Genomic DNA, 18,285 nt, shown 5'->3' on the forward strand with positions numbered 1-18,285 from the left:
AGGCTTACTGCGGGCCGAGCTTGGCGATCAGGGCCGCCAGCTGTTCGTTTTCCTCGCCGGTCAGGTCGGTCAGCGGCGCGCGCACCGGGCCGGCCGAGTGGCCGACGATGGCCGCGCCGGCCTTGACGATGCTGACCGCGTAGCCGGCCTTGCGGTTGCGGATGTCCAGGTAAGGCAGGAAGAAGTCGTCGATCAGGCGCGCCTGCGTGGCATGGTCTTCGGTCCGGACGGCTTCGTAGAATGCGATCGCGGTCTTCGGGATGAAGTTGAACACGGCCGACGAGTAGACCGGCACGCCCAGCGCTTTGTAGGCCGCGGCATAGACTTCCGCGGTCGGCAGGCCGCCCAGGTAGGTGAAGCGGTCGCCGAGCTTGCGGCGGATGGTGACCATGGTCTCGATCTCACCCTGGCCATCCTTGAAGCCGATCAGGTTCGGGCAGCGGTCGGCCAGCTTGAGCAAGGATGCCGCGTTCAGCTTGCAGCGGTCGCGGTTGTAGACGACGACGCCGAATTTCACCGAGGCGCAGACGGCCGCCACGTGCTCGATCAGGCCTTCCTGGCTCGCTTCGGTCAGGTAGTGCGGCATCAGGAGGATGCCGTGGGCGCCGAGGCGCTCGGCTTCCTGCGCGTAGCGGATCGCCATGCGGGTCGGGCCGCCGGCGCCGGCCAGGATCGGCACCTTGCCGCGGCAGGTCTCGACGGCGACCTTCACGACCTGGGTGTAGTCCTCCGGGGTCAGCGAGAAGAACTCGCCGGTGCCGCCGGCCACGAACAGGGCGGTCGCGCCGTACGGAGCCAGCCACTCCAGACGCTCGGCATAAGTATCCGGCTTGAACTCGCCGTTGGCGTCGAAGTCGGTGATCGGGAAGGACAGCAGGCCGGAGGAGAGGATCTCTTTGACGTCTTGTGGAGTGAACATGGTCATGGCTTTCAGGTCGGGTTGTAAGGATGAGGCTGTCTTCGGCCTCACCAGTTATCAGTCATCGTACAACCTAAGATCGGGGTTGGCAAGCGGTCTGATCGGTTAATTGGTGTTGGTCATGCAGCGTGGATGCCTGGCGTACGAAACGCGTGGAGTCGGGACTCCACCCTACGATCCATGGCTATCCGTAGGGTGGAGTCCCGACTCCACGCGTTCGCAAGGCGAGAGCAGCCAAAATCCGTAGGGTGGAGTCCCGACTCCACGCGTGTACAAAGCTTGACCCGCCGTCAGCACGAATCAGGCCCCGGACGCCTCGTTCGCCTCCTGCGCCCGCTGCAACCTCTTCCGGCTATTGCTCAAATGCGTACGCATCGCCTTGCGCGCCGCCTCCGCATCGCCCCGCGCGATCGCGCCATAGATTGCCTCGTGTTCGCCGATCACGCGCTCCAGGTACTGCGCCGGGTCGTCCCGCGCGATCTGCGCCGAATTCAGGCGCGCCCTTGGAATGATGTTGGTCCCGAGATGGCTCAGGATGTCGTGGAAGTAGCGGTTGCCCGAAGCCTGCGCCAGCTGCAGGTGAAAGGCCAGGTCGGGCGCCACCGTCGGCTCGCCGGCGCGCGCGCTGGCCTCGAAGCTGTCGAGGGCCGCGCGCAGCTGGGCGAGCTGTTCGTCGCTACGGCGGGCGGCGGCCAGGCCCGCCGCTTCGGTCTCGAGGCTGATGCGCAGCTCCAGCAGGGCCAGTACGTCGCGCATCGTCAGCACCGTGGCGGGATCGAGTCCCATCGGCGCGGCGGCCGGCGGTTCGATCACGAAGGTACCGATGCCGTGCCGGGTTTCGACCAGGCTGGCGGCCTGCAGATGCGAGATCGCTTCGCGCACCACGGTGCGGCTCACGCCCAGCAGGCGCATGATTTCGGATTCGGTCGGCAGCTTGTCGCCGGGCTTCAGGCTGCCGCCCCGGATACTGTCGGTCAGGTGGGCAACCACGCCCTGGGCCAGGTTGCGGTGGCGTTTCAGTGGTGTGACTGCGGGTGTGGATGGGATCATGTCGGTCAAGGTAAGCGTGCGCGGCCCGGCGGGCGAGGCGATTATACGCCTCGCTCTTGTCTGATGACAGACGACGCGTGCCTAATACGGACGGCCGACCAGGCGCGCATGCAGCAGGTCGCGCTCCGCGCCAGGGTCCAGCAGGTAGCCGATCTTGCCCGCCACTACGGTGGCGACCGGCACGCCGTCGCGGAACAGGATGCGGTTGGCGCCCAGCGCCGGCACCTTCTCGCCCGGCAGCAGGGTGCCGACCAGGTTCAGCGGATCGACGCCGGAGATCAGCACCAGCGCGCCATCTAACGGACGGCGGCGCACCTCGCGCAGCAGGGGAATCGCTTCCGGCAGCGCGAACTGTTCGCCCGAGAAGCCGGCCACGAAACGCCCGCCGCGGATCTCGCCGCGCGCTTCCAGCCGGTGGTACACGGGCAGCAGTTCGCGCCAGGACGGCATCCAGGCCGCTTCGCGTTCGAGCAGGCGCCAGAACATCACGCCGTAGCGGCGCAGCAGGGTCATGGCGACGTGCTCCAGGGTTTCTGGATCGAGCTTGCGGCGGCGCGGCGGTGCGGCCGGTTCGACATCCGGGTCCGGTTCCACGCGCCGCACCAGCGCCCAGCGGCCGGCTTCCTCCATCGTCGGGCCGGCGCCGCGCCGCTTCTTGCGGTCCATGCTGGCGCGTTTGGCCTGCGGCAGCAGCATCGCGCGCAGGCCGGCGAAGCTGTCGGCGTTCACAAAGCCGGTCGCCACCAGTTCGCCCAGCGCGGCCTCCAGTTCGACGGGCAGCATGCGCGCGTCGAATTGCAGCTCGTCGAAGAACATGGCGCCGTGACGGCGCAGGGTCTGCAAGACCTTGTCGGCGCGCGGCGAAATCGCGGGCGGACCGGCCGGCTGCGGCAGCGCATGCCAGAGTCCCACCTGCCGGCGCGGCAGCAGCACGATCGGCGTGCCGCGCACCGGCCCGCCGGCTGCGGCGCGCGGCGCGTCGATGCGGGTCCAGACCACCTTGCCGGCGCGGCACAGCTCGTCGAGCCAGAGCATCGAATAGTCGCGCAGGCGCAGGCGCAGCAGGTCGTCTTCCCACGCGCCCGCGGCCGCTTCATATCCCTCGAGCTGGTTCAGGAGCAGGGGCAGCGTTTGCTCGCCCTGCCACTGGGTGTCGGGGCTGAGGTGCTGCCAGTCGAACAGGAAGCGCATGTAGTCGCGCAGTTCGACCGGCTCGATCTCGCGCCGCAGGCGCTTGATGGTGTAGCGGTGGATGCGCGCCAGCAGGTGGCGCTCGCACCATTCTTCCTCTTCGACTCCCGGCGTGAAGCGGCCGCGCATGACGTAGCCCTCTCTCTCCAGCGCGGCGAGGGCGATCGCCACGCTGCTCTCGGGCAGGGCGAGGTCGGCCGCGATCTGCGCCAGGGACCGCGGTCCGAAGCCGGACAGGCGGGCGCGCACGAGTTCGACGAGCGCCTCGTCGCGCGTCCACGGCGCGCCGTCCTTGCCGCGGTGGCTGGGCGGGACGGTCAGTTCCGGCGAAGTCTCCGCGCCCGGATAAGCGGCCAGCACGCAGTCGAGCCGTTCCAGCGCGACCCAGGCCTGCAGCTTGATGTCGTCGCGGCGCAATCTGGTCGCGCGCCCGGCCTCGGCCAGCTCCTCCAGCCACAGCGGCCAGCCCTCGCGTGCGCGCGCCTCCTGCTGCGTGACGAGCGCGAGCGCGACCAGGGCTTCCTGCACCTCGTCGGCGTTGCGGGCGGCCGGCCAGGCTTCCTCGGCCACGCCGGCGATGGCGTCAAGGTCGAGCGCGCCCATGTCGCTTGTGGTGGCCGGATCGCTCCAGCGCCGGTTGATCACGGCCTGGGTGCGCCGTTCTTCCAGCGGCGCGTCGTCGAGGAAAGCGTAGGGACGGGCATTCAGGATCTCGGCCGCCAGCGGAGAAGGGGCCGGCAAGTCGCGCGCCACCAGATGGATCTCGTTGTTCTCGATACGGCGCAGCAGCGCCAGCCAGCCTTCCGAGTCCATCGCCTCGTGCAGGCAGTCTTCCAGGGTCTGCTCGACCAGCGGGTGTTCCGGGAGCTCGCGTTCGCCCACGATGTTTTCCAGGCAGGCCGCGCCGTCCGGGAAGATCGAGGCCAGCAGGTCGTCGCTCTTCATGCGCTGCAGCTGGGGCGCGACCTTGCGTCCGCCGGCAAAGCGCGGCAGGGCCAGCGCCGTGGTCGCGTTCCAGCGCCAGCGCACGTTGAACAGGGGCGCATCCAGTAAAGCCTGGACCAGGATCGGTTCGGCTGTGGCGGCCTTCAGGTAGCGCCAGACCTCGTCCAGCGGGAAGCTGTGGCTGGTCGAGAGCGAGAGGATGATCGCGTCCTCGGTGGCCGCGGCCTGCAGCTCGAAGTTGAAGGTCCGGCAAAAGCGCTTGCGCAGCGCCAGGCCCCAGGCGCGGTTGATGCGGCTGCCATAGGGCGTGTGCAGCACCAGCTGCATGCCGCCGGATTCGTCGAAGAAGCGCTCCATCACCAGCGTGTCGTGGGTGGGCAAGGCGCCCAGGGATGCGCGCGAACGGGCCAGGTAGTCGACGATCTGGCGCGCCGCGTCTTCGTTCAAGCCCAGGTGCTCCATCAGCCAGTCCACGCCCGCATCCAGCGCCGCCTCGCCGGAGTGAGTGGCCAGCTGCGCCTCGATCTCGGCGCGCAGGCGCGCCACGCCCATCGACAATTCGTCGCTGCGGCCCGGCGCTTCGCCATGCCAGAAGGGGATGTTCGGCACCGCGCCGCCGGCATCTTCGACGCGCACCTTGCCGGCTTCGATCTTCATGATGCGGTAGGAGGTGTTCCCGAGCTGGAAGACGTCGCCCGCCAGGCTCTCGACGGCAAAATCCTCGTTCACCGTGCCGACCGAATCGCCCTGCGGCTCGAGCAGCACCGTGTAGTCGGCATTCTCGGGAATCGTGCCGCCCGAGGTGACGGCCGCCAGCTTGCCGCCACGCCGTCCGCGTATCGACTGCGTCGCGGCGTCGCGGTGGATGTAGGCGCCGCGTACGCCGTGGCGGGTGCTGTAGCCTTCGGCCAGCATGCGCAGCAGGGCGTCGTACTTGCCGCGTTCCAGTTCGGCGTAGGGCGCGGCCTGGCGCACCAGCGCGTATAAATCGTCCTCGCGCCATTCCTGGCTGCCGACTTCGGCCACGATCTGCTGCGCCAGCACGTCGAGCGGCGCACGCGGGATGCGCAGCACATCGAGCTCGCCACGGCGCACGCAGTCGAGCAGGGCGGTGCATTCGATCAGGTCGTCGCGCGAGGTAGGAAACAATCTGCCCTTCGGCGTGCCGCCGACATTGTGGCCGGAGCGGCCCACGCGCTGCAGGAAGGCCGCGATGCTGCGCGGCGAACCGACCTGGCAAACGAGATCCACGTCGCCGATGTCGATGCCCAGTTCCAGCGAGGCCGTCGCCACCAGCACCCGCAGCTCGCCGCGTTTCAGGCGCTGCTCGGAGTCGAGCCGGTGTTCCTTGGCCAGGCTGCCGTGGTGGGCGGCCACGTGCTCGTTGCCCAGGCGCTCGCCGAGGTGGCGGGCGATGCGCTCGGCCATGCGCCGCGTGTTCACGAAAATGAGGGTCGTCCGATGCAGGACCGCGAGCTCCATCATGCGGTCGTAGACGCGTTCCCAGACCTCGTTCGGCAACACCGCTTCCAGGGGAACCGGCGGCAGCTCCAGTCCCAGGTCGCGCGCGCGGACGTGGCCCACATCGACGACGGCGCAGTCGCCGCCGGCGCGGCCGACCAGGAAATCCGCCACCAGCGACAGCGGCCGCTGCGTGGCCGAAAGCCCGACCCGCACGGTGCGCCGGCCGCACAGGGCATCCAGCCGCTCCAGGCTCAGCGCCAGGTGGCTGCCGCGCTTGCTGCCGGCCACCGCGTGGATCTCGTCGACGATCACGGTGCGCACCGTCGAGAGCATCCTGCGTCCGCTGGTGGAACCGAGCAGGACGTAGAGCGACTCCGGTGTCGACACCAGGATGTGCGGTGCGCGCTTCCTCATCGCGTTGCGCTCGGCGGTGGTCGTGTCGCCGGTGCGCACGGCGGTGCGGATGCCATGCGGCGGCAGGCCCATGGCCTTCAGCTGCTCGTCGATGCCTTCTAAAGGCCCTTGCAGGTTGACGCGGATGTCGTTGGACAGCGCCTTCAGCGGCGAGACGTAGAGCACCTGCGTTTCGTCCGGCAGCTGGCCGTCCTCGCTCTCGCGCACCAGCTCGTCGATCGCGGCCAGGAAGGCGGTCAGGGTCTTGCCGGAACCGGTGGGCGCGGCGACCAGGGTGGGGCGCCCGGCCTGGATCAGGGGCCAGGCGCGCAGCTGGGCTTCGGTGGCGGCCGGGAAGCTGGCGGCGAACCAGGCAGCCACGGCGGGGTGGAAGTCGTGCTGCAGTCTCCGGGGTGCGCGGTCGTTCATGGATTACCAGATGGGGACATGTGGGATATCGGCAAGGGAGCTTTGTCAGCCTGGCCATCCGCTTCAACAGGTTTGCAACAGCTTGGGCCAATTTCCGCTCAGCTTACATTCTTGACGCCGCGCTTGCTCTACAATGTTCTGATAGTGATGCGCGGCAAGCCCTCGAGCACGCGCCACATAGCTCTCGGACACGCTCACCCCCATGTTGCATACGAATAAACGTCGCCAGCGCACGGCGTTCGGCGCCGCGATTCTCGCTCTTGGCCTGGCCGCTTCCACCCTGGCGGCCGCGCGCGAACCCGCCAGCGTGTACGTCGAAGACCTGACCTCGCCCGAAGTGCAAGCCCGCATCGACAAAGGCGCCACCACGGTGCTGGTCCCGATCGGCGGCCTCGAACAAAGCGGTCCGCACATCGCGCTGGGCAAACACAACGTGCGCGCCCGCGTGCTTGCCGGCCGCATTGCCCAGAGCCTCGGCAGTACGCTGGTCGCACCGGTCGTCGCCTACGTCCCCGAAGGATTGATCACGCCCCCAAGCGGCCACATGCGCTTCGCCGGTACGGTCTCGATTCCGGACAGCGCCTTCGAGGCGGTGCTGGAAGCCACCGCGCGCAGCTTTTGCCAGCATGGCGTGCGCGCGGTCTTCTTCCTGGGCGACCACGGCGGCTACCAGAAGAATGAGGAAAAGGCGGCGGCCCGCGTCAACCGGCTTGGCGGCTGCCGCGTTCACGCCTTGCTCGAGTATTACGGGGCGACGCAGACGAGCTATGTGGCGGAGCTGAAGCGCCGCGGCCATGGCGAGGCCGAGATCGGCCTGCATGCGGGACTGGCCGATACGGCATTGACGCTGGCGCTCGATCCGGCGCTGGTGCGTACCGAGCTGCTGGCCCCCGGCGCAAGGGCGGGCAAGGCCGGCGGCGTGGCGGGCGATCCGACGCGGGCGAGCACGGCGCTGGGCCAGCTCGGCGTCGATCGCATCGTGGCGGAGTCGGTCGCCGCGATCCGCGCCCAGCTGGCAACGCAGTTGTCAAAACCGGCATTACAGAACCCATCCAGGAAACCCTAGAGAATCCCATCGTGCCATCCAAAAAAGTAGTCGGCGCCATTAGCGCCGCCGTAGCCGTGTCCGTCGTCGCCGGCGGCGCCTTCCTCATGCGCGCCAAGGACACGCCGGCGCCGGTGCGCGCTCCCGTGGCCACGGCGAGCGGCATGCCGCCGGTCGTCGATCCGAACAACCTGTACAGCGAAATCGGCGCGGCGCACCTGAGCCCCGCCGTGCGTGGCGACCTCGAACGCGTGTACGTGCCCAACCTGCGCTCCAACGACGTCAGCGTGATCGACCCGAACACGATGAAGGTCGTGGACCGTTTCAAGGTCGGGATCAGCCCGCAGCACGTGATCCCGAGCTGGGACCTGCGCACCCTGTGGGTGGCGAATAACGCCGAGCGCCAGGACACCGGCAGCCTGACGCCGATCGACCCAAGCACCGGCAAGCCGGGCAAGCAGGTCGACGTCGACGACCCCTACAACATGTACTTCACGCCCGATGGGAAGTCGGCCATCGTCGTCGCCGAGGCGCGGCGCCGGCTCGACTTCCGCGATCCGCACACGATGGCGATGCAGTACAAGATCGACGTGCCGAACTGCGGCGGCATCAACCACGCCGAGTTCTCGATCGACGGCAAGTACGCGCTGTTCACCTGCGAGTTCGACGGGGCGATTGCCAAGATCGACCTCGTGAATCGCAGCGTGCTGGGCTACCTGAAGCTGTCGATGCCGGCCACTCGCGTGCGCGAAGGCTTCGACCCAAGGAACCCCGGCGCCTCCGAGATCTGCACGCGCAAGAAGGGCATGCCGCAGGACGTGCGCATTTCGCCGGACGGCAAGCGCTTCTACGTGGCCGACATGATGGCCGACGGCGTCCACATCGTCGACGGTACGAGCTTCACCAAGGTCGGCTTCATTCCGTCCGGACCCGGCACCCACGGCCTGTACCCGAGCCGCGACGGCAAGTACCTGTACATCACCAACCGTGGCACGCACAAGATCCACGGCAAGCGCAAGGGCCCGGGCAGCGTCGACGTGCTGGAGTTCGCAAGCGAGAAGATCGTCGCCCACTGGGCGATCCCGAACGGCGGCAGTCCCGACATGGGCAACGTCAGCGCCGACGGCAAGTCGCTGTGGCTGGCGGGACGCTTCGACGACGTCGTCTACCGCATCGATACGAAGAGCGGCGACGTACGCTCGGTGAAAGTCGGCGGCGAGCCGCACGGGCTGACCGTCTGGCCGCAGCCGGGCCGCTACTCGCTGGGGCATACCGGCAACCTGCGCTAAACCTGGAAAGGCGGCATTTGCTACACTGCCGCCTTTTATCCCAAGAGATTGACCATGCAAGACGCCCAGGAACTGCGGGCCGCGGCCCTGCGCTGCCTGCTCGAGACCGACCCGCTCGCGAAGACGCTGGGCGTGGCCGCACTGGCGCAAGCCTGGTCCGAGGGCGCGGTCATCCTCGACAGCGCGGCGCCCCTCATTGAAACCGGCACCATTCCCGGCCGTCCGGCCCGACCCGAACTGGTCTCGCCGCGCCTGGTCGGGCGCCGTTCGATGGCGACGGTCGAGGGCCGCGCCATGCTGGCTCACGCGCTGGCCCACATCGAATTCAACGCCGTGAACCTGGCGCTCGACGCCCTGTGGCGCTTCCCCGATATGCCGGCGGCCTACTACGCCGACTGGCTGCAGGTCTCGAAAGAGGAGGCCTACCACTTCACGCTGCTGTCAGACCACCTCAACAGCCTCGGTTACGCCTACGGCGACTTCCCCGGCCACGACAGCCTGTGGGAGATGGTCGAAAAGACGAAGGGCGACGTGCTCGCACGCATGGCGCTGGTGCCGCGCACCCTGGAAGCGCGCGGGCTCGATGCGATTCCGCCGCTGCGCGCCAAGCTGGCGCAGGCCGGCGACATGGCGGCCGCCGCGATCCTCGACATCATCCTGCGCGACGAGGTCGGCCACGTCGAGATCGGCAACCGCTGGTACGGCTTCCTGTGCGAAGCGCGCGGCCTGCCGCTGCGCGCGACCTATGACGAACTGGTGGTCCGCTACAAGGCCCCGGTACTGAAAGGGCCGTTCAACCTCGAGGCGCGGCGCCGCGCGGGCTTCACCGAAGAGGAACTTGCACGTTTCGCGTGATCCGCTGACCCGTCCATTCCCCGATCCACCAGGCCAACGCCGCGGCAGGGAAGGCCAGGCCCGTGAGCAGCGCGGCGTTCCAGCCATGGCGGGCAAACATCCAGGCGCCCAGGGCGGAGCCGATCGCGCCACCGGCGAAGAACAGCGCGAAGAAGATCCCGTTCAGACGGCTGCGCACTTCCGCACCCAAGGCGAAGAGAGCACGCTGGCTCAGCACCAGGTTCGCAGCCACACCCATGTCCAGCACGATCGAGGCCAGCACCAGCAGGGCCAGCGCGACTTCGTGCGAACCCGGCGCGGCCAGGGGCAGGGCGAAGCCCGCCACGCCGAGCAGTAGGGCGCCAGCGGTGGCATATAGCGTGTGGCCGCGGTCGGCCAGGCGGCCGGCAATCGGCGATGCGACGGCACCCGCCACGCCGACCAGGGCGAAGATCGCGATCCCGGTCTGCGACAGCTGGAAGCCGGGGCCGGCCAGTACCAGCGGTGTCACGGTCCAGAACAGGCTGAAGGACGCGAACATCGCCGCGTGGTAAACGGCGCGCCGGCGCAGCAGGGGCGTGGTGCGCAGCAGTTGCCACATCGAGCCGATCAGGCGGCCGTAGGGTAGCGAAGCCTGGGGAACGCGCTGCGGCAGGCGGGCACGCAAGACAAAGGCGAGCAGGGCGACGGCCAGCGCGGCGCCGCCATACACGGCGTGCCAGCTGAAGTGGTCGGCGACCAGGCTCGCCAGCGGGCGCGCCAGCATGATCCCGATCAGCAGGCCGCTGACGACCTTGCCGACGGTCTGGCCGCGCGTTTCCTCGCGCGACAAATGGGCAGCAAAGGGCACCAGCACCTGGGCCGCGACCGAGCCGAGGCCGATGCCGAGCGAGGTGGCGAGGAACAAAGCCGCGCTGCCGGTGAATGCGGCAAGAAGCAGCATCACGCTGGTGGCCAGCAGCAGCACGAAGACCAGCTTGCGGTTCTCGAGCAAGTCGCCCAGCGGGACGATGAACAGCAGGCCGAGCGCATAACCGACCTGGGTCAGCGTGACGATCAGGCCGGCGGCGTCGAGCGAGAGGCCGGTGGCTCGGCTGATCGGACCGACCAGGGTCTGGGCGTAATACAGGCTGGCGACGATCACGCCGGCGGCGATCGCCAGCAGGCGGGTGGTGCCGGGCGAAATGTCGCCGGCGGGGTGGGTTGTTGTTGTCATGACAGCTCCTTGATGGGATGGGAGCCATTCTACGGGCTGCGATTGTAAAGATAATTACCCGCGCAGCCTGCTATACAATTCATTTTTTGTGAACAATCGGAGGGGCCGTGGACCGGATCAAAGCCATGCAGACCTTCATCCGCATCGTGGAGGCCAGGAGTTTTTCGCGCGCCGCCCAGTCGCTGGACCTGCCGCGCGCCTCGATGACGGCCACCATGCAGAACCTGGAAGCCTATCTCGGCACCAGGCTTTTGCAGCGGACGACCCGTTCGGTCTCGCTCACGACTGACGGTGCCGAGTTCTACGCCCAGTGCGTGGAGATCCTGGCCGCGATCGAGGCGGCGGAGGGACGGTTTCGCGGCAAGGACGATGCGCCGCAGGGGCGCTTGCGGGTCGAACTGCCGGGCGCGCTGGGGCGGCGCGTGGTGGTGCCGCGCCTGGCCGAATTCCATGCGCGCTATCCCGGCATCGAACTGGTAGTCGGCCTGGCCGACCGCCTGGCCGACCTGGCGCGCGACGGCATCGACTGCGCGCTGCGCGTGGGCGAACTGGAAGACTCGCGCCTGATCGCACGCCGGGTCGGCAGCATGCGCTTCGTGACCTGCGCCGCGCCCGGCTACCTGGCCACCTACGGTACCCCGGCCAGCGTTGCGGACCTCGACCGCCACCGCGGCGTCGTGCATTTCTCTGGCCGCACCGGGCGCCCCTTCGACTGGGACTTCGCCGTCGATGGCGAGGTCGTGCGGCGCCAGGTGCCCGGTACGATCGCGGTCGACGACGCCGACGCCTACGTGTCCTGCGGCCTGCAGGGCCTGGGCATCATCCAGGCCGCGGCCTACATGGTGCATGAGCACCTGGCGCGCGGCGCGCTGGTCGAGGTGCTGGCAGACTATCCGGGCATGCCGATGCCGGTCTCCCTGGTCCACCCGCAGGGACGCATGGCGACGCCGAAGCTGCGCGCCTTCGCCGGCTGGATCGAGGACGTGCTGGCAGTGCCATTTTTGGAGAACAGATGAACACCCATATTCAAGCCGTCCCGCTGGAAAAAGCATACCGCCTGCTGAATCACGGCCCGACCGTGCTGGTGTCGAGCCACCACGATGGCGTCGACAACGTCATGGCCGCGGCCTGGGCCTGCGCCCTGGACTTCGCGCCGCCCAAGCTCACCGTGGTGCTCGACAAGCAGACCGCCACCCGCGGCCTTGTCGAGGCCAGCGGGCGCTTCGTGGTGCAGGTGCCGACCGTCGCGCTGCTGGATGTCACGAACCAGGTCGGCAACCGCGGCCTGGCCGACAATCCGTCGAAGTTGGCTGACGCCGGTATCGGCCTGTTGCGCCTCGCGGGCGATTCGCTGCCGTTTGTCGAAGGCTGCTCCGCCTGGCTGGCATGCCGCCTGGTGCCCGAGCCGCACAACCAGGCCGCCTACGACCTGTTCATCGGCGAAGTGGTTGGCGCCTGGGCAGACGACCGTGTATTCCGCGACGGCCACTGGCACTTCGAAGAGGCGGGTCCGGAATGGCGCAGCATCCACCACGTCGCCGGCGGCCACTTCTATGCCATCGGCGAGGCCATGCAGGCACGATCGGAGTGAACATTCGAAAATTTCGATGCCAGGCCGGCAAACTACTCGCTTTTTGTTCGCCATGGGGACGCGCATAATGGCCTCCATGCACAGACGGCAGGCGCCACAAATGAACGGCGCCGAGGTTCGAATCCTTCGAATGGCCGATAACAAAAGGAGCGCATCATGTTGAAAGTACGTAAAAGCGAAGACCGCGGCGTCGCCAACTTCGGCTGGCTGGATTCGAAACACACCTTCTCGTTCGGCCACTACCACGATCCGGCCCACATGGGCGTCGGCCCGCTGCGCGTGATCAACGAGGACCGCGTGTCCGCCGGCCGCGGCTTCGACGCCCACGGCCACCGCGACATGGAGATCATCTCCTATGTGCTCGACGGCGCGCTGGAACACAAGGACAGCATGGGTAACGGCTCCGTCCTGCGCTACGGCGACGTCCAGCGCATGAGCGCCGGCCAGGGCGTGGTACACAGCGAGTTCAACCACTCGAAGACCGAGCCGGTGCACTTCCTGCAGATCTGGATCCAGCCCAACCGGATCGGCGAACCGGGCGGCTACGAAGAGAAGCACTTCGACGCGGCCGACAAAATGGGGCGCCTGCGCCTGGTGGCGTCTCCCGACGGCCGCGAAGGCTCGGTCTCGATGCGGCAGGATGCCTCGCTGTACGCGACGATCCTGAACGGCGAAGACCGTGTCGCCTTCCCGCTGCAGGCCGGCCGTATCGCCTACGTCCATGTGGCGCGCGGTGGCCTGAGCGTGAACGGCGTGGCCCTGAAGGCGGGTGACGCGGTGCGCATCGACGCCGAAGAGCAGGTAGTGCTCGACGGCGCGCAGGATGCGGAAGTGTTGTTGTTCGATCTGCCGCAGTAAAGAAGGTAGGGTGGACGGGTTTTCCCGTCCACGCGTCCAACCGGTCAGCGCGGCAGGATCAGGCGATTCAGCGCGTCCGACCCGCGCAGGCGCTCGCGCCACCAGCGCAGCGCGGCGCCTTCTTCGCCGGTGCGCCAGGCGAGATACAGCGTCTCGTCGGGCTTCGGTTCTTCCACGGCCTTGACGATGAAGCGGCCTTGCGCGACGTCCTCGCGCACCCAGGCTTCGGGCAGGAAGCCGAAACCGAGGCCCGCGCGCTGGAAATCGTACTTGGTCTGCATGTCGGGCGCGGTCAGCGTGTCCTGGCCGAACAGCAGGCCCACCGTGCGCGCCTGCAGCTGGCGCGCCGAATCGGACACCGATACCGCCCGCTGCGACGCCAGGTCGCTTTTCGAGAGCGGCCGCTCGATCCCGGCCAGCGGATGACCAGGGGCCACCACGAACACGAACGAGACGGTGGCGATCGGCTCGGCCGTATAGCCGCCGCCCGGCGGTCCCATGCCCGCCGCACCCACCAGCAGGTCGGCCCGGCGCTCGAGCAGGGCTTCCCAGGTCCCCGACAGTTCTTCTTTCACCAGGCGCAGGCGCGTCTGGTCGGCCACGCCATAGAAGGCGGTGATGTCGTCCATCAGCGCACAGGGCGAGAGCATCGAATCGATCGCGATCGTGAATTCCGTCTCCCACCCCGACGCCACGCGCCGCACCCGGCGCTCCAGGTCACCCGCCGCCTTCAGCAGGTAGCGCCCCTCCTTGAGCAGCTCGGCGCCCGCCGCCGTCAATTCCACGCGCGGGCCGAAGCGCTCGAACAGCTGCACGCCCAGGTCTTCCTCGAGTTTCGCCACCGTGTACGAGATCGTCGACGGCACCCTGAACAATTCCTTGGCGGCGGCCGCGAAGGAGCCGCGGCGGGCGATGGTGTCGACGGTGAGAAGGGCGTCCAGGCTGAGTTTGAGCATGCAGGTGGCGGTCGATCGCGTGAAATGGATGCCGGCATGATAACCCGGCAAAGCCGGATGGCGTGATGGATAGTTGATGGCAGTCAATTGATCAGCCTAGCTACAGGAGTATTGCTTGATCCTTCACAAAGCAAAAACGCGCCGCGCTGAGGCCGTGTAAGAAATCCGTAAGAAAACGGGCACATTCTGGGAAATGATGTGCCAGCTTTTCAGCCTCAACAGTATCGATTCAGTCCGTTTTTATAAAAACCAGACAGGAGACATACCATGAAGAAGGGTGAAGGTGTACAGCATGACAGTGCGCAGGGTGGCAAGGAGTCGGGGCAATCCCGGTTGAAACGCAGGAAATTCCTCGGCAGCGCCGCCGGCACCGCGGGCGCCGCGCTGGCCTTCCCGATGATCGCCAGCGCGCAGGGAGCGACGAAGATGCGCTTCCAGAGTACCTGGCCCAGCAAGGATATCTTCCACGAGTACGCGCAGGACTTCGCCAAGAAAGTTAACGACATGACCGGCGGCGACCTGCGCATCGAGGTGCTGCCGGCGGGCGCCGTGGTCCCGGCCTTCGGCCTCCTCGATGCGGTCTCGAAAGGAACGCTCGACGGCGGCCACGGCGTCATGGGCTACAACTACGGCAAGCAGAGCGCGATTGCGCTGTGGACCTCGGGGCCGGCCTACGGCATGGATGCGAACATGGTGCTCGCCTGGCACAAATATGGAGGCGGCAAGGAACTGCTGGCCGAGCTGTACAACGGTATCGGCGCCAACGTGGTTTCCTTCCTTACCGGCCCGATGCCGACCCAGCCGCTCGGCTGGTTCAAGAAACCGATCAGCAAGATCTCCGACCTGAAGGGCATGAAGTTCCGTACCAACGGCCTCGCCATCGACCTGTTCACGGCCATGGGCGCGGCGGTGAACGCGCTGCCCGGCGGCGAGATCGTGCCCGCCATGGACCGCGGCCTGCTCGACGGCGCCGAATTCAACAACGCCAGCTCCGACCGCCTGCTCGGCTTCCCCGACGTCTCCAAGATCTGCATGCTGCAAAGCTTCCACCAGAGCTCCGAGCAGTTCGAGGTCACCTTCAACAAGACCAAGTACAACGCGCTGCCCGCGAAGATCAAGGCGATCATCGAGAACGCGGTCGAAGCCGCGTCCTCCGACATGGCCTGGAAGGCGGTCGACCGCTATTCGAAGGACTACCGCGACATGCAGGCCAAGGACGGCGTCAAGTTCTACAAGACGCCGGACGCCGTGCTGCAGGCGCAGCTGCAGGTGTGGGACGAGGTGGTGGCGAAGAAGGGCGCCGACAACCCGCTGTTCAGGAAGGTCGAGGCCTCGATGCGCGCCTTCGCCGAGCGCGCCATGAAGTGGGACATGGACACCAACAACCCGCGCCGCATGGCCTACAACCACTACTTCGGCCGCAAGGCGCCTGCGCCCAAGAAGGCCTGAGCGTTCGTTGCGATAACAGGGTAGCAGTGAAAGGCGCGCGTCCCGCTGGCCGGGTCGCGCCTGTTTGCGAGCGGAGTTCACCATGCAAGATGTCCTGTTCTTCGTCGACCGGGTCAGCACCATGGTCGGCCAGGCCTTTTCCTGGCTGATCGTGGCGCTGACCTTCCTCGTGACCTGGGAGGTGTTCGCGCGCTATGCGCTCAACACGCCGAACCCCTGGGCCTTCGACCTCATGATCATGCTGTACGGCGCCGCCTTCATGATGGCCGGCGCCTACACCCTGGCCAAGAACGGCCACGTGCGCGGCGACGTGCTCTACAGCTTCTTCCCGCCGCGCCTGCAAGCGGGGCTGGACCTGCTGCTGTACGTCGTGTTCTTCATCCCCGGCGTCATCGCCCTGGTCTGGGCCGGCACCACCTATGCCGCCGAGTCGCTGGCGATCCGCGAGCATTCCACGCTCACCGCCAACGGGCCGCCCCTGTATCCGTTCAAGATGGTGATCCCGCTCGCAGGCATCCTGCTCCTGCTGCAGGGATGCGTCGAGATCGTGCGTTGCGTGGCCTGCCTGCGCCAGGGCGAGTGGCCGGTACGCGAAGCGGACGTCGAGGAAGTCGACGTCGACAAGCTCAAGGCGATGGTGAGCACGGACGAAGGGCGGCCGTCATGAGAAAGGAAATCTGGTTCGGCCTGTCCATCCTGCTGGCGATCGTCGCCGGCCTGTTCGCGCTCATGCCGGCGCCCGCCGACATGACCAACGGCCACCTTGGCCTGCTGATGCTGGCGCTGGTGGTGGTCGCCATCATGCTGGGCTTTCCGACGGCCTTCACGCTGATGGGCATGGGCGTGATGTTTGCCTGGCTCGCCTTCCACAGCAGCGACCCCGCCCAGGCGACCGGCCTGACGCTGGAACTGATGGTGCAGCGCGCCTATTCGGTCATGGCAAACGACGTCCTGATCTCGATCCCGCTCTTCATCTTCATGGGCTACCTGGTCGAGCGCGCCAACCTGATCGAGCGCCTGTTCAAGAGCCTGCACCTGGCGATGGCGCGCGTCCCCGGTTCGCTGGCGGTGGCGACCATCGTCACCTGCGCCATCTTCGCCACCGCCACCGGCATCGTCGGCGCGGTCGTTACGCTGATGGGCCTGCTGGCGCTGCCTGCCATGCTCAAGGCGGGCTACAGCACGCAGCTGTCGGCAGGCTGCATCACGGCCGGCGGCTGCCTGGGCATCCTGATTCCGCCCTCGGTGCTGCTGATCGTGTACGGCGCCACCGCCGGGGTCTCGGTGGTCAAGCTGTACGCGGGCGCCTTGTTCCCCGGGATCATGCTGGCCGGCCTGTATGTCGGCTATGTCCTGCTCGTGGCGAAACTCAAACCATCGGCCGCGCCGCCGCTGCCGGCCAGCGAGCGCGTCGTCACGCTGCCGGCTTACACCGAGGCGATTCCGAACGCCCACGGAAAGATGGCGCTCGCCGGCCTGGCCGGCGCCCTCAAGGGACGGCGTGCCGCGATCGTGCCGGCGCGCACGCTGGCGGCCAACCTGTTCATGGCGCTGCTGCCCGCACTGGCCTTTGTCGCCGTGATGGGCGTGAGTTACCGGATCGTCACGGCGCCCGCGGCCGCCCCAACGGAGCTGGTCGAGATGGGCGCAGGGCCGTCCTTCGACAGCGCGCCGGCGGACGACAGCGGCGACCTGCAGGAGCCCCCAGGCGAAGGCGGGCTGGCCGAGCCGCCGGTGGAAGGGGGATTGGCCGAGCCGCCCGCCGACGGCAGCGCCACACCCGCAGCCGCGGTGGCGCCGGCGGTACCCGAGGCCGCCGCCAGCATCCCGGCCGGCGAGCCGCTGGCACAGCCGGCCACCCGGACGTTCTGGATCGCGCTGGGTGTCGGCGCCGTTGCGCTCGCCATCTTCTACCTGTTTTTCAGCTTCGCGCGCCTCGAGATCTTCAAGATGCTGCTCGGGTCGCTGTTTCCACTGGCGATCCTGATCCTCGCGGTGCTGGGCAGCATCGTGTTCGGGCTGGCGACGCCGACCGAGGCGGCGGCGATGGGGGCCTTCGGCGGCCTGCTATTGGCCATCGCGTACCGTCGCTTCAACTTCGCCCTGCTGCGCGACTCGGCCCACCTGACCGCCAAGACCACGGCCATGGTGTGCTGGCTGTTCGTCGGATCGAGCATCTTCTCGGCCGCGTTCGCGCTGCTGGGCGGGCAGGAAATTATCAACGACTGGGTGCTGGGGATGGAACTGACGCCGGTACAGTTCATGCTGCTGGCGCAGGTGATCATCTTCCTGCTCGGCTGGCCGCTCGAATGGACCGAGATCATCGTCATCTTCATGCCGATCTTCATACCGCTGCTGGGTCACTTCAACATCGACCCGCTGTTTTTTGGCCTGCTGGTGGCGATGAACCTGCAAACGGCCTTCCTCTCGCCGCCGGTGGCGATGTCGGCTTTCTACCTGAAGGGCGTCGCGCCGCCGCACGTGACGCTGAACCAGATCTTCCTGGGCATGCTGCCCTTCATGGGCTTGCAGGTGCTGGGGATCGTGCTGTTGTATGCCTTTCCGGCGATCGGCCTGTGGCTGCCGGGCGTGCTGTACAAGTAGAGAAGGAGTAAAAGGCGAAAAAAAAAGACCACGATCGCTCGTGGTCTTTCGC

14 protein-coding genes are annotated in these 18,285 nt (G+C 67.5%); 9 read left to right on the top strand and 5 right to left on the bottom strand.

Annotated features, from left to right (window positions below; genetic code table 11):
• Window positions 1-4: 4 nt before the first annotated feature.
• The 3 genes from kdgD to C2862_RS06200 all read right to left on the bottom strand — a co-directional run bounded on the left by kdgD (window position 5) and on the right by C2862_RS06200 (window position 6,391).
• Window positions 5-919, bottom strand: coding sequence for a 5-dehydro-4-deoxyglucarate dehydratase (gene kdgD / locus C2862_RS06190; protein WP_136219233.1), 915 nt, complete (start codon window positions 917-919; stop codon window positions 5-7).
• Between the two features lie 300 nt (window positions 920-1,219).
• Complete coding sequence (locus C2862_RS06195) at window positions 1,220-1,969, bottom strand: FadR/GntR family transcriptional regulator (protein ID WP_136219234.1); 750 nt, start codon at window positions 1,967-1,969, stop codon at window positions 1,220-1,222.
• An 81-nt stretch (window positions 1,970-2,050) separates the two neighbouring features.
• On the bottom strand, window positions 2,051-6,391 hold the full coding sequence (locus C2862_RS06200; protein WP_136219235.1) for a DEAD/DEAH box helicase: 4,341 nt from the start codon (window positions 6,389-6,391) through the stop codon (window positions 2,051-2,053).
• A 202-nt stretch (window positions 6,392-6,593) separates the two neighbouring features.
• Here C2862_RS06200 and C2862_RS06205 point away from each other — a divergent pair, with 202 nt between their 5' ends.
• The 3 genes from C2862_RS06205 to C2862_RS06215 all read left to right on the top strand — a co-directional run bounded on the left by C2862_RS06205 (window position 6,594) and on the right by C2862_RS06215 (window position 9,580).
• The gene (locus C2862_RS06205) at window positions 6,594-7,457 is read left to right on the top strand and encodes a creatininase family protein (protein ID WP_136219236.1); all 864 of its coding nucleotides are present in this window, start codon (window positions 6,594-6,596) and stop codon (window positions 7,455-7,457) included.
• A gap of 86 nt (window positions 7,458-7,543) precedes the next feature.
• Complete coding sequence (locus tag C2862_RS06210; RefSeq protein WP_136219374.1) at window positions 7,544-8,725, top strand: YncE family protein; 1,182 nt, start codon at window positions 7,544-7,546, stop codon at window positions 8,723-8,725.
• 54 nt (window positions 8,726-8,779) lie between these two features.
• Window positions 8,780-9,580: a ferritin-like domain-containing protein gene (locus C2862_RS06215; RefSeq protein WP_136219237.1), complete on the top strand. Its 801-nt coding sequence runs from the start codon at window positions 8,780-8,782 to the stop codon at window positions 9,578-9,580.
• Here the strand turns inward: C2862_RS06215 and C2862_RS06220 are convergent.
• The gene (locus C2862_RS06220) at window positions 9,549-10,775 is read right to left on the bottom strand and encodes an MFS transporter (protein ID WP_136219238.1); all 1,227 of its coding nucleotides are present in this window, start codon (window positions 10,773-10,775) and stop codon (window positions 9,549-9,551) included. The two genes, C2862_RS06215 and C2862_RS06220, sit on opposite strands and share 32 nt — an antisense overlap.
• 107 nt (window positions 10,776-10,882) lie before the next feature.
• Here C2862_RS06220 and C2862_RS06225 point away from each other — a divergent pair, with 107 nt between their 5' ends.
• From C2862_RS06225 to C2862_RS06235, 3 genes are all read left to right on the top strand, one after another.
• Window positions 10,883-11,791, top strand: a complete 909-nt coding sequence (locus C2862_RS06225) for a LysR family transcriptional regulator (protein WP_136219239.1) — start codon at window positions 10,883-10,885, stop codon at window positions 11,789-11,791.
• Window positions 11,788-12,366 (top strand): flavin reductase family protein, encoded by a 579-nt coding sequence (locus tag C2862_RS06230; RefSeq protein WP_136219240.1) that lies wholly within the window; start codon window positions 11,788-11,790, stop codon window positions 12,364-12,366. Before C2862_RS06225 ends, C2862_RS06230 begins: the two co-directional genes overlap by 4 nt.
• A gap of 156 nt (window positions 12,367-12,522) precedes the next feature.
• Window positions 12,523-13,224 carry a pirin family protein gene (locus C2862_RS06235; RefSeq protein WP_136219241.1) on the top strand — a complete coding sequence of 234 codons (702 nt, stop codon included), beginning with the start codon at window positions 12,523-12,525 and terminating at the stop codon, window positions 13,222-13,224.
• A 44-nt stretch (window positions 13,225-13,268) separates the two neighbouring features.
• Here the strand turns inward: C2862_RS06235 and C2862_RS06240 are convergent, their stop codons facing one another.
• Complete coding sequence (locus tag C2862_RS06240; protein ID WP_136219242.1) at window positions 13,269-14,180, bottom strand: LysR substrate-binding domain-containing protein; 912 nt, start codon at window positions 14,178-14,180, stop codon at window positions 13,269-13,271.
• A gap of 396 nt (window positions 14,181-14,576) precedes the next feature.
• On the opposite strand from C2862_RS06240, the gene C2862_RS06245 reads away from it, so the two are divergent.
• The 3 genes from C2862_RS06245 to C2862_RS06255 all read left to right on the top strand — a co-directional run bounded on the left by C2862_RS06245 (window position 14,577) and on the right by C2862_RS06255 (window position 18,233).
• On the top strand, window positions 14,577-15,629 hold the full coding sequence (locus tag C2862_RS06245; protein ID WP_229467322.1) for a TRAP transporter substrate-binding protein: 1,053 nt from the start codon (window positions 14,577-14,579) through the stop codon (window positions 15,627-15,629).
• 82 nt (window positions 15,630-15,711) lie between these two features.
• Window positions 15,712-16,296, top strand: coding sequence for a TRAP transporter small permease subunit (locus C2862_RS06250; RefSeq protein ID WP_136219243.1), 585 nt, complete (start codon window positions 15,712-15,714; stop codon window positions 16,294-16,296).
• Window positions 16,293-18,233, top strand: a complete 1,941-nt coding sequence (locus tag C2862_RS06255) for a TRAP transporter large permease subunit (RefSeq protein WP_136219244.1) — start codon at window positions 16,293-16,295, stop codon at window positions 18,231-18,233. Before C2862_RS06250 ends, C2862_RS06255 begins: the two co-directional genes overlap by 4 nt.
• Window positions 18,234-18,285: the final 52 nt, after the last annotated feature.

The sequence above is a fragment of the Massilia sp. Mn16-1_5 genome, from assembly GCF_004798585.1.
Classification (GTDB): domain Bacteria; phylum Pseudomonadota; class Gammaproteobacteria; order Burkholderiales; family Burkholderiaceae_D; genus Telluria.